General features: G+C 35.3%; 9 protein-coding genes. All 9 read right to left on the bottom strand.

Annotation, left to right across the window (positions count from 1 at the left end):
- Window positions 1–185 precede the first annotated feature (185 nt).
- Entirely contained in the window at window positions 186–554 is a 369-nt protein-coding gene (locus QTL86_RS05380) for a DUF1292 domain-containing protein (protein ID WP_013657387.1), read from the bottom strand.
- Window positions 555–662: 108 nt separating this feature from the next.
- Window positions 663–1,187 (bottom strand): peptidylprolyl isomerase, encoded by a 525-nt coding sequence (locus QTL86_RS05375; RefSeq protein ID WP_127066852.1) that lies wholly within the window; start codon window positions 1,185–1,187, stop codon window positions 663–665.
- A 12-nt stretch (window positions 1,188–1,199) separates the two neighbouring features.
- Complete coding sequence (locus QTL86_RS05370; protein WP_127066853.1) at window positions 1,200–2,606, bottom strand: aminopeptidase; 1,407 nt, start codon at window positions 2,604–2,606, stop codon at window positions 1,200–1,202.
- A 144-nt stretch (window positions 2,607–2,750) separates the two neighbouring features.
- On the bottom strand, window positions 2,751–4,622 hold the full coding sequence (locus QTL86_RS05365) for a L,D-transpeptidase family protein (protein ID WP_410496722.1): 1,872 nt from the start codon (window positions 4,620–4,622) through the stop codon (window positions 2,751–2,753).
- A gap of 255 nt (window positions 4,623–4,877) precedes the next feature.
- Window positions 4,878–6,038 (bottom strand): SpoIIE family protein phosphatase, encoded by a 1,161-nt coding sequence (locus QTL86_RS05360; RefSeq protein WP_127066855.1) that lies wholly within the window; start codon window positions 6,036–6,038, stop codon window positions 4,878–4,880.
- Window positions 6,035–7,744, bottom strand: coding sequence for a [Fe-Fe] hydrogenase large subunit C-terminal domain-containing protein (locus tag QTL86_RS05355; RefSeq protein WP_410496721.1), 1,710 nt, complete (start codon window positions 7,742–7,744; stop codon window positions 6,035–6,037). The genes QTL86_RS05360 and QTL86_RS05355 overlap by 4 nt, the downstream gene beginning before the upstream one ends.
- A 261-nt stretch (window positions 7,745–8,005) precedes the next feature.
- Window positions 8,006–9,760: an NADH-dependent [FeFe] hydrogenase, group A6 gene (locus QTL86_RS05350; protein WP_410496720.1), complete on the bottom strand. Its 1,755-nt coding sequence runs from the start codon at window positions 9,758–9,760 to the stop codon at window positions 8,006–8,008.
- 18 nt (window positions 9,761–9,778) lie between these two features.
- Window positions 9,779–11,566 (bottom strand): NADH-ubiquinone oxidoreductase-F iron-sulfur binding region domain-containing protein, encoded by a 1,788-nt coding sequence (locus tag QTL86_RS05345; RefSeq protein WP_410496719.1) that lies wholly within the window; start codon window positions 11,564–11,566, stop codon window positions 9,779–9,781.
- A 17-nt stretch (window positions 11,567–11,583) separates the two neighbouring features.
- Window positions 11,584–11,982 (bottom strand): (2Fe-2S) ferredoxin domain-containing protein, encoded by a 399-nt coding sequence (locus tag QTL86_RS05340; protein ID WP_013657396.1) that lies wholly within the window; start codon window positions 11,980–11,982, stop codon window positions 11,584–11,586.

The raw sequence follows: 11,982 nt of genomic DNA, 5'->3' as shown, positions 1-11,982 counted from the left end.
TATTTTATTTTTTATAAGTATGTATGTTTTCTTCCTTTTTTATGCTATTATTCAAGACTTAAACGATCTTAGAGATGTTGCAGGTCATTATGGCCCTAACGAAAACATGATGTGAACTTCATTATTTCTCCCTCTCACTATCCATTAGGAAATAGCAATAAAAAACAGGGCCAGCGCCCTGTTTCTTATTCTTCTTCGTCATCAAATGGTCCGAAGAATTCTTCATCAAATACTGATGCTACTTTATCCCATTCTTCATCTGTTTCAATATCATCAAGTTGAACATCGTCTCCATCTTCTGAAAAACGATAGAAAAGAACTTCTGCTTCATCCGCATTTTCTACTTCTTCTTTTGGTGCAAGGGCAATATATTCTCTACCGTCACATTCAAAAATACTAAGTACACTGCAAGCTACTTCTTGATCTTCGTCTTCAAAAGTAACATAGATGAGTGTTTCTTCTTCATCATGATCGTGACCACAGCCACATCCGCTTGTATTTTCTTCTTCATGTCCGCAGCCACAGCCACATCCACAGTTTTTGTTATCTTCCATTTTATAGTTCCTCCTTAGGAATAATTACTTGTTTTATTATAGCATAGCCATCAAATATTTACCAACAACTCTTTTTCATTGTGTCCATTTATTTGGCTTCTATACTTTTTAAAGCTTGTTAGGTGCCTCGTAAGTTTCACCCTTTGTATCCACTGTTACTGTTTTCATTCTTACTGGTACAACAGGTCTATCACTAAAGTCTGTACCAACATTAGCGATATAATCTACTGTATCCATTCCTTCAGTCACTTTACCAAATGCAGCATATTGTCCATCTAAATGAGGTGCATCTGCATGCATAATAAAGAATTGTGACCCAGCTGAATCTGGCATCATACTACGGGCCATAGAAAGTACACCACGCGCATGTTTTAAATCATTTTTCACACCATTTTGTGCGAATTCACCTTTAATACGGTAACCAGGTCCACCTGTACCTGTTCCTTCAGGACATCCACCTTGAATCATAAATCCTGGGATAATACGGTGGAATGTTAGTCCATTGTAAAAACCTTTTTCTACAAGAGAAATAAAGTTTTTAACAGACTCTGGTGCTACCTCTGGGTAAAGTTCTAAGATGATTTGACTATCATCATCCATAGTAATCGTTACGATTGGACTTTTATTTTCCATCTTCTATCTCCTTTATGCATTTTTAAGGAAAGCTACATAAGCTTTTCTCATTTCATATAAATCAGCTTTACTTGTAATTTCCCATGGTGCATGCATACTGTGAACTGGTACACCACAATCAATCACATCCATACCATAATGAGCAAGGATATAGGCGATTGTACCACCACCACCAAGGTCAATACGACCAAGTTCTGCTGTTTGCCAACTTACTTGGTTTTCTTCCATTATACGGCGTAGCTCTGCTACAAACTCTGCATTAGCTTCGTTAGAACCTGATTTTCCTCTTGAACCTGTATATTTCATGAAAACAACACCTTTACCAAAGTAGGCAGCATTATTTTTTTCTAATACACTTGCATAGTTAGGATCATAACCTGCTGTCACGTCAGAAGAAAGCATTTTTGAATTGGCTAATGTTCTCTTTAAAAGTAAACTAGAGTATTCGCCGGTTAAATTAAGTAGTTCTGCTACCATATTTTCAAAGAAGTGAGATTGCATACCTGAGGCACCTACACTACCAATTTCTTCTTTATCTACAAGAACAGTAGCTGTTGTTTTCACAGGTTTTTCTACTTCTAGTTGTGCTTCAAAAGAAGCATAACCACAAACACGGTCATCTTGACCATACCCTATAATCATACTGCGGTCAAGTCCATAATCTCTTGCTGCTCCTGCTGGAACAATCTCAATCTCAGCTGACACAAGGTCTTCCTCAACTATACCATATTTTTCATAAAGTAGCTTTAAGATATTAGCTTTAACTTTATCTTTTTCTTCTCCTGCTAAAGGAATGCTTCCTAAACAAATATTTAAATCTTCTCCTTTAATAGCTTCACTAAGTTTCTTTTGCATTTGCTCTCCAGCCAAGTGAATAAGCAGGTCTGAAATACCTACTACAGGATCTGTTTCATCTTCTCCGATATTAAGATTGACGATACTACCATCTTTTTTAGCAACCACACCGTGGATAGCTAAAGGCATAGCAACCCATTGATATTTTTTAACACCACCGTAATAGTGTGTTTTTAACATAGCAAAATCAGTATCTTCATAAAGTGGATTAGGTTTTAAATCTAAACGCGGTGAGTCTAAATGTGCTCCTAAAAGATTAAGTCCTTCTGTTAATGGTTTTTCACCTACACAAAACAAAATAAGGGTCTTGTCTTTATAATTAGCATAAACTTTGTCGCCACTTACTAATCTTTTATCTGCTTTTATCAATTCTTGTATATCTTGATAACCCGCTGCCTCTGCTTTTTTAACTAGATCTCTAATACATTCTCTTTCTGTTTTATTATCAGAAATAAATTTTCTATAGCGCTCTGCATATGCAAAAAGCTTTTCTAAATCTTCCTTAGAATAAGTATCCCATGTATTTTTATACTCTTTTTTTAGTGTTACTTTTGTGTCTGACATATTCTTCCTCCTTTAGATGTGGCTTTATTATATCATATAATACTTTACTATTCCAAACATTAATAACTCTTACTATTATGATATAGTCCTATGTAGATTATGCGTTTTTCAAACTAAGTTTCAATTTTCTTTAACAATGAACTTTTAATTAATCCATACCTTTGTTCCTTTTGGCATGTTGGTATAAAGCCACAAACTATCTTCTGGCAATAAGCGAATACATCCATGTGAAGCTTTTTGTCCTAATTCCTTTTTGCCCGATATAATATAACTTCCTGTTTTATCATATAAAATGGAATGATATAAATAGGTAGAACCAATAAACCCATAAGCATTTTTACAACTATAGCCTTTTTCCTGCCCAAAAGAAGGTACCTTATTTTTCAAAGTAAAAAAGCCTCTTGGGGTAGGTGTTAGATTTTTTCCTGTGGAACAAATCATGCGTTTTACAAGCAGCCATTCATTTTTACTTCCTTTTAAAATATAAGTTGTTTGCCTATATAAATCTGTCCATACTAGGTATTCAGTATCACTAGCTATATTTTGCGTATTAATGTATGTTTCAATTTGTACTTTAGAAGCTGGTGCCGCTGTTACCTTTTGATCATATGGAATAATCAGTTTGCTTCTAGGAATCGTCACTTTTTTTCCTTCCTGAGTTATTACTGTATAGCCCCCATTATCTTCTCTGTAAATTTCAACTTGTTCACCTTTTTTTAATCCTTTGGCGTCCACTTTCAAAGTTGCATATACAGGTGCTGGCGGAAATACCTCCTGGTTGGTGATTTTCTCTGATTGTTTATTGTCCTCTTGTTTTTTTTCTTCCCGCTTTTTTATTTCAGCTAACCTTGCTTTTTCATAGGCCTTTAAAATACTCTCCATCTGCTGTCCATATAACTTTTGATCTTGATAGCTTTCACCTTGAGTTTCCACTAAGTTTACCAAAGTATTTAAATAATAGGCACCTCTTAATACATAACAAGCACTAGGATTTTCTATACTTTGTCCAACTTCTAGATGTTGCCTTTTCATTTCTTGTATGATTTTTTCTCCATCCCAATAATAACTGGTAGTAACCACTTCTATAGGCTGTCCACTGCTATTATGTAAAAGACCCTCTTGATAACTTAAATAGCTTGCTTTCTTCGTAGCTACTTCTAAACCTATTATAGCCGTATCATATTTTAAATTAAATTCCATTTCTAAAATGCGTAAAGGAATAAATAAACCATGCTCGCTTTTCAAAGCATAAGTTTTTAAGGTGCTATAATAAATTTTTTCTTTTGATAGACTTACAGCTATGCTTTTTTCTTTCACAGGCTCATTAGCTCGTTCTTTTCCCTGGGTAAAGCTTAGTACATCACCCTGTGGCTGTTTTTCAAAAGTGAATCCTAAAGCCTCCAAGGTATTTAAATCAATATAACTTGTATTTGCAAAAATATATAGTGGATAAGTATAAGCCCCATAAGCTAATACTTGATTGCTTAGTGTTAACTTGCCTATTTCTATTTCTTCATAAGAAGCGCTAGTTGCCGTCTTTTGACGATACGCCATCATTGTTTTCTCTTTTTTAGTATCTACCCTAGTAAAAGCTTGTTGACTTTCCTGGTAGTACAATACCCTCTCGTAGGTTCTTTCCCATACTTCACTTGTCATTAAACTTTCCCCATTAAGCTCTGATTCCTGCCAAATCCCTAACAGTACTAGCTTGCCAATGTAGGGATCACTTATTCCTTCTGATTCCGGCAAATAAATGCCTGCTTCATTGAGCATTTGACACAAGGCATATGCTGCTTCTTTTAAAGATATCTCTTGATTTTCTGTTTGTGTCATTAAATAAGATAAATGCTGTTCTTCTAAAATCGTATTAAATAGTTGCCTTGATAAATAAGTTATTACTTCCTTATTCTGAGATACTTCAGCCGTTATTTCATTGACTGGTTGCTGTATTCCTTCTGCTTGCAATGGTATGCCACTTATGGTTAATATAGCTATTAAACTCACCCATTTCCTCATCCTTCGCCCTCCTTTTACCATCTTTTTCCATTATATCAGATAATTGTTATTTTTCAATCATTAAATAGTCGTTTACTTGTTCTATAGAATCATTTCATCTATTCTCAGACAACTGTCATTCAAATTTTTGAAGTGATAATAACCTTAGCTTTCACATTTTCCCTTTTTCTAGATAAATAAAAAAGATAGTTCTTAAAAAGAGCTATCTTTTAATGAGATGCGTTATTGACTAATTAACCTTATTGTTATCTTTTATTAGTAATAAATAACAGATACTATTTTTCCTAAGCTTGTTAATACTTCTTCTAATCTATGTAAAATATTAAGCTTAATGCTTAACGCATTAGGGAAATCTGGATTTTGATGAGCTGGATTAATGGCTCTTCCTATCAGAATTTTTAAATGGGTACATTCTTCAAAGAGCATTCTAGCAAGTAAAGAGGCTCCATCTTCTTGATATAAAAAGTCTAAATCCTTACTCACCTTCACTTGCTCTAGTTTTTCTACAGCGCCTTGAATGGTGAGAACACCTTCTGTCACAAGATCAATGCCTTTAATATGTCCAATAGGTGGAATACGTGGATCAATAATATTAAAGCTAGTCGTTACTTCTCTTCCTAACTCTCTTGAAACAATATTTGCTGCTGTTCCGCCACATACAATCTTTTTACCTTTTGTTTGCATGAGTTCTTCTACTACGATACTATCTTGATTTTTATCACAGGGTGGTCCAGAAAATAAAGTTGCTAATTTAGGTTCCGTCACCTTGATAGTTGCTACAGTCGTATCATCTCCTGGCTTCTCAATATAAAGATCTTCACATACTCCTAGTAGTAAGCTTGTAATTTTTTTAGCAGGTAAATCCTCTACGCCTAAACTTTGTAAATATTGGGCAACTTCTTTCCAACTCCAACCTAAATTAAGTACCATCCCTACACCGGCATGAATTACACCATCACTAACAAAGACAAGTGTATCCTTTTGCTGTAATTTAAAATGACTTTCATGGATGATACGTCCATTAATTTCCCTTGTCTCTTTCTCAAGCGATTGTATTTTACCTTCTCGCATAAAAAAGATACTGGGATTATCAAATTCAACAATATATACCATACCTTCTTGATTAACTTTAATAATCGTAAACGTGGAATAAGCTAGTTTTCTTACTGAACAGATCGGAAGTGTATGAATAATAGTATCAACTACGTCTTCAATTGGTAAACCCTCTTTTAACATGGTGATGGCAATTTTAGACGTTAGTGTTGCTAAAATATTAGCTTTCACACCGCTTCCTAACCCATCTGATAAAACAGCAATGAAGCCATCTGCTTCACTGATAAACTCTACTTTATCGCCACAAAGCTCTTCTCCATATTTATTTAAGCTACCTGCTGCAAAATCCATAAAAAATTTCATCGTTTCATAGCCTCTTCCTCTTGAATAAGTTGTTTGAGCTTAGTTAATGTTACTTTCGTTTCTGCTGTTGTTTCACCTAATAAGCTTGCAATTTCTTGTGCAACTGTCATTTGTTTATTAATAACTTGTTGTGCCATATCAATGGCTTCAATTTTCATATTCTGTAGCTGCTTATTTTTCTTTTCATCATAGGTTACATCATTAGCAATCCACACCATAATCGCATGGTAATCACTCCAGATAATACTTTGTACCACTGTAGCATCTATGCCATGTAAAAAGATTTTTTGATTCAATATACTTTTTTTCATACGTCTTACTTCTTTAAAGCTCTCTTCATCCATTAGTGCACTGACTGGCAATCTATTACTTATATCCTTTGACAAGTCAAAAAATTTTCTAGCAGCTGGATTAATTTCTATGACCTCTAATGCTTCATTCACCATAATAATCAAATTAGGTGTGGCTTCAAAAATAATATTCGTTAAGGTTTCTGCTTTTTGCCTCATGAAAGGCAGACACATATTAGGTTCAGCCATGTCATTAAATACCGCAATGGCTTTGTCACGGCAGGTTTTATAACCACAAGAGCCACAATTAAGCTCATCTAGTTTCGTTTCTTTGCCAATACTATTTAAAATACTCTCAATTTCTTCTTCACTAGGAATCTTTAATTGATGTTTTAAATTATGAAATTCCTTATGTAAATTAATCGAATCTGTTATTGTCTTTTCTTCTTCCGGCGGTACCTCTATACTTTGTCCTTCTGCATATTTCTTAATACGTTCTCTTCTTTCATATATATTAACACCATCCTGAGGCATACCTGCTCCAGAGATGCAACTTTGTCTACAACCATGAATCTCAATAAGCGTATTTTTAAATGCACCCTTCATAATATGTGGCATCATATCTATACACTCATCAACTCCATCTATTTGGATAATCTTTCGAGGTAAGGACTGATCTTTAATCGTGTGTGTCATTCCTCCTACTATAGGATAGCGACGTTGTCTCTCCTCTGTGGCATCAAAAGGCATCGTCTGGAGATTTTCCCAATCTATTTTTTCTTCTTTAATCCACTCTAATAATTCTTCAAAGGTTAACACCGCATCAATGGATTCTTCTTCAATGCCTTCTATTTTTTTAGATAAGCAAGGACCTATAAAAACAACTTTTGTTTCTTTTCCATAATGACGTTTAATCATTTTTCCATGACAAGCCGCTGGAGAAACCACCGGTATTAAAAAAGGTATTACTTCAGGATAATGCTTTTGAATAAGTGCATTAACCGTAGGACAACAACTTGTCATATAACACTGATCCCCTGGCATCTTACTATAGGCTTCATATACCTCCGTTACTAATTCTGCTCCTACCACTGTTTCCTCTACCACATCAAATCCTAGCTTTTTTAATGCTGCTGGTAACTTTTCACTACCTTTGTCAAAAAGAGCTGCAAAACTAGGGGCCACTGAAGCTACTACTTTTCCTTCTTGTTTTAAATAAGTCTTTACCTTCTCTAGTTCAGATTGGACATGCTTTGCATTTTTCGGACATACCTTCAAGCATTTGCCACATCCAATACAACGTTCTTTAACAATCTTAGCTTGTTCTGCTTGTACTTGAATGGCATTAACAGGACAAGCTCTTACACACGCATAGCAGTTTTTACAATTCGATTTAAAAAAATCTATAATCCACATGTTCTCATCTCCTAGTAGAATCTCAAAGCCCTTCTTGCACCATTATTTTATCTGCTTTATACAATATCTTTAATTAAAATATATCTTATTGTTATTTTTTTGTCAATTCACTTTTAACCACTTTTAGACTTTCATCTCTGCCCTTTAATAGCTAGTAAAATATTCTACTCTTTGCATATACCTCAACTATAAATCTGATTATTACGGCCCAATAAAAAACAGATTAACAGCGCCAATCTTCTGTTAATCTGTTTTTATTACTTATATTTTTTCTTTAGGCTCATAATAGGTGTGAAGTAATTCATGTGCCTTATGACTCATTGGTTTTCCAAAATAATTGGCATACATTTCTTTGATATAAGGATTTTCATGTGATTTACGAATCGCTTTATTTCTATCTTCTTCATAAATGGCTGCTTGACGTTGTTTTAAAATCTCACTATTTCCATGATGATAAGGTTGCCCTCCACCACCAATACAACCGCCAGGACATGCCATAATTTCAATGGCATGATAATTGTTTGGATTGCCACCTCTAATTTCTTCTAAAAGTAATCTTGCATTACCAAGACCATGGGCAATACCAATATTTAAATCCAAGTCGCCTACTTTCACAGTAGCACTTCTAATGCCTTCAAAACCTCTTAATTCTTCAAAATCAACTTTACCTAGGGTTTCTCCAGTAATAACTTCATAAGCTGTACGTACAGCTGCTTCGATTACCCCACCTGTTGTTCCAAAAATAACACTTGCTCCTGTAGATTCTCCTAGTGGATGATCAAAATCTTCCTCAGGAAGATTGTTAAAGTCAATATTGGCTTTTTTAATTAAATGCGCAAGTTCTCTAGTAGAAATAGAAATATCTACTTCTCTATTAAATTCTGGCCTTGAAGCTTCATACTTTTTAGCCAAACATGGCATAACGGATACAACTACCATGTTTTTAGGATCAATATTCATCTTTTGTGCAAAATAGGATTTTGCAATCGCACCAAACATTTGTTGAGGAGATTTTGCACTTGAAGGAATATCTAAAAGATCTGGGAATTGGCTTTCAAAAAAGTTTACCCATGCAGGACAGCAACTTGTTAAAATTGGTAATTTTACAGTTGGGTCTCCATTTTGAAATCTTGTAAGACGATCTACAAGTTCTGCACCTTCCTCCATAATGGTTGCGTCAGCAGCAAAATCTGTATCAAACACATAATTAAAACCTAATTTTCTAAGTGCGGCTACCATTTTACCTGTTACTAATGTACCAGGTGCCATACCAAATTCTTCACCTAAAGCTGCTCTTACAGCTGGAGCTGTCTGTACAACAACTACTTTTCCTGGATCTGCTAATTGTCTTACAACATTCCAGATATGTTCTTTTTCAGAAAGCGCACCTGTTGGACAAACAGCTACGCATTGCCCACAATGCGTACATACAGAATCTGCTAAATCTACTTCAAAAGCTGTTGCAACAACAGCATCAAACCCTCTATTAATACCTGATAGAGCCCCTACAGATTGTACTTTATTACACATGGTTTCACAGCGTCTACACATAATACATTTGTCCATATCTCTAACAATGGCTTCACTAACGTCTTTTCTGTAGGTAGATTGTGCGCCATCTTTCCCGACAGTTAATTCACGGATACCAAAAGTAATCGCTAAATCTTGAAGTTCACAGTTTCCTGACTTTTCACATATCAAGCAATCTTTAGGATGGTCTGATAATAAAAGTTCAAGTACCATTCTTCTCGCATTAAGTACTTTAATAGAACGTGTATTAACTACCATTCCATCCGTTACTGGCGTTGCACACGCAGGTGCTAAGTTTCTACGACCTTCTACTTCCACTACACAAATTCTACAAGAAGCTGCTTGATTTACCATTTTTGTATCATGCAAATCTAAATGACAAAGTGTTGGAATTTGTACACCAATTTTTTTAGCTGCCTCTAAAATAGTTGTACCTGGAGAAACCATCACCTGTGTGTCATCTATTGTAATTTTCATTTCTGACATGTTTTCTCTCTCCTTTCCCTATTCTCTTACGATTGCTGCAAATTTACATTTATCCATACAAGCGCCACATTTAATACATTTTTCCTGTTCAATCGTATGTAATGCTTTTACTGTTCCTGAAATGGCCCCTACTGGACAAACTCTAGCGCAAGCTGTACATCCTTTACATTGCTCTGTAATATGATATTGTAGTAATGCAGTGCATTGTCCTGCTGGACATTTATGGTCATAAATATGCGCTAAATACTCATCTTCAAAGGTTGTAAGTGTAGAAAGAACAGGGTTTGGTGCAGTTTGACCTAATCCGCAAAGTGCAGTATCTTTAATCACTTCGCTTAATTCCTTCAATACTTTTAAATCTTCTTCGCTTCCTTTACCAGCTGTAATTTTCTCTAATATTTCTAAAAGGCGTTTAGTTCCTATACGGCATGGTGTACATTTACCACAAGACTCTTCTGCTGTAAATTCAAGATAGAATTTAGCCACAGCAGGCATACAGTCATCCTCGTCCAGAACAATCATACCACCAGAACCCATCATAGAGCCTTTTGCAATTAAGTTATCAAAATCGATTGGGGTATCAAGGTCTTTTACTGTTAAGCAACCGCCAGAAGGACCACCTGTTTGAACAGCTTTAAATTGCTTGCCGTTTTTAATACCACCACCAATATCATAAATGACTTCTCTTAAAGTAATACCCATAGGTACTTCAATTAAACCAACATTATTGATTTTACCAGCTAAAGCAAATACTTTTGTACCTTTAGATTTTTCTGTACCAATCTTACTAAACCATTCTGCTCCTTTTAAAATGATAACTGGAATATTAGCAAAGGTTTCAACGTTATTAACATTAGTAGGTTTACCCCAGTAACCACTTGCTGCTGGAAATGGAGGTTTAGTAGTAGGTTCTCCACGCATACCTTCCATAGAGTGAATAAGTGCTGTTTCTTCACCACATACGAAAGCACCTGCACCAAAACGAATGTCAATATCAAAACAGAAGTCACTACCCATAATGTTATCGCCTAATAAACCATATTCCCTTGCTGAATGAATAGCTGACTCTAAGCGTTTAATAGCTAATGGGTATTCTGCACGAATATACACAAGGCCTTTAGTTGCACCGATTGCATAACCACAAATAGCCATAGCTTCTACAATAGAATTGGGATCTCCTTCTAAAATAGAACGGTCCATAAATGCGCCTGGGTCTCCTTCATCGGCATTACAAACAACATATTTTTGATCTGCTTTATTCTTATAAGCAAACTCCCATTTGAGTCCCGTTGGGAAACCACCGCCCCCACGGCCACGAAGTCCTGAAGCTTTTACTTCATTAATAACTTCTTCTTGTGTCATGGTTAAAACTTTAGCTAAAGCGGCATAACCATCTCTTGCTATGTATTCTTCAATATTATCAGGATCTATAAATCCACAGTTACGCAGTGCAACACGCATTTGTTTCTTATAGAAATCCATATGTTTAGAGTCAGAAACATGTTCTTCTGTTGTAGGATCTTCATAAAGTAAACGTGGTACTTTTCTTCCTTTAACAATGTGCTCTTTAACAATTTCCTCTGCATCTTCTGGTTTTACTTGTACATAAAAGGTGTTGTCTGGAAGTATTTTCACTATTGGACCTTTTTCACAAAATCCAAAACATCCTGTTTTTAACACCTGTACTTCTTCACTCATTCCTACTTCTTCAATATGAGCAATAAGTTGATCCACGATTTCATTTGATTGTGAGGACAGACATCCTGTTCCACCACACACTAAAATATGCATTGTATACTTAGACATTCTAGGGCCTCCTTCCTTTATTCGTCTAGTGATTTATGAGCAACAGGTATGATGCCCTCTATCATTTCCCCACCAATAATATGTTTTTCTAATATTTCTGCTGCACGTGCTTTGTTAACATCACCATAAACAACAGGTTCCTTTCCTGGAATAGTGATTTCTACTGTAGGCTCTGCATAACAATAGCCCATACAACCACTTTGTGTAAGAACAATATTATTAAGCCCACGTGCGCGTACTTCTTCTGAAAAATAATTCATAATATCTCTTGCACCTGCTGCTATTCCGCAGGTTGCCATTGCAACACGGATAACAATCATCTGATCTACGTGATCGCCCTTTTCTCTTAAATCTATTTTATTTTTAACACTATCTCTTAAAGCTTGTAATTCGTCTAAAGACATTATTTTTGGCAT

Source organism: Cellulosilyticum sp. ST5 (genome assembly GCF_046529625.1).
Taxonomy (GTDB): Bacteria; Bacillota; Clostridia; order Lachnospirales; family Cellulosilyticaceae; genus Cellulosilyticum; species Cellulosilyticum lentocellum.
The sequence above is the reverse complement of the archived record's forward strand: the minus strand, read 5'-3'. Positions and strand labels throughout refer to the sequence as shown.

Coding starts and splice junctions, on each gene's coding strand:
- QTL86_RS05345 (WP_410496719.1), bottom strand. CDS start 11,566: ATGTCTAAGTATACAATGCATATTTTAGTGTGTGGTGGAACAGGATGT.
- QTL86_RS05370 (WP_127066853.1), bottom strand. CDS start 2,606: ATGTCAGACACAAAAGTAACACTAAAAAAAGAGTATAAAAATACATGG.
- QTL86_RS05350 (WP_410496720.1), bottom strand. CDS start 9,760: ATGTCAGAAATGAAAATTACAATAGATGACACACAGGTGATGGTTTCT.
- QTL86_RS05340 (WP_013657396.1), bottom strand. CDS start 11,982: ATGCCAAAAATAATGTCTTTAGACGAATTACAAGCTTTAAGAGATAGT.
- QTL86_RS05365 (WP_410496722.1), bottom strand. CDS start 4,622: ATGAGGAAATGGGTGAGTTTAATAGCTATATTAACCATAAGTGGCATA.
- QTL86_RS05380 (WP_013657387.1), bottom strand. CDS start 554: ATGGAAGATAACAAAAACTGTGGATGTGGCTGTGGCTGCGGACATGAA.
- QTL86_RS05360 (WP_127066855.1), bottom strand. CDS start 6,038: ATGAAATTTTTTATGGATTTTGCAGCAGGTAGCTTAAATAAATATGGA.
- QTL86_RS05355 (WP_410496721.1), bottom strand. CDS start 7,744: ATGTGGATTATAGATTTTTTTAAATCGAATTGTAAAAACTGCTATGCG.
- QTL86_RS05375 (WP_127066852.1), bottom strand. CDS start 1,187: ATGGAAAATAAAAGTCCAATCGTAACGATTACTATGGATGATGATAGT.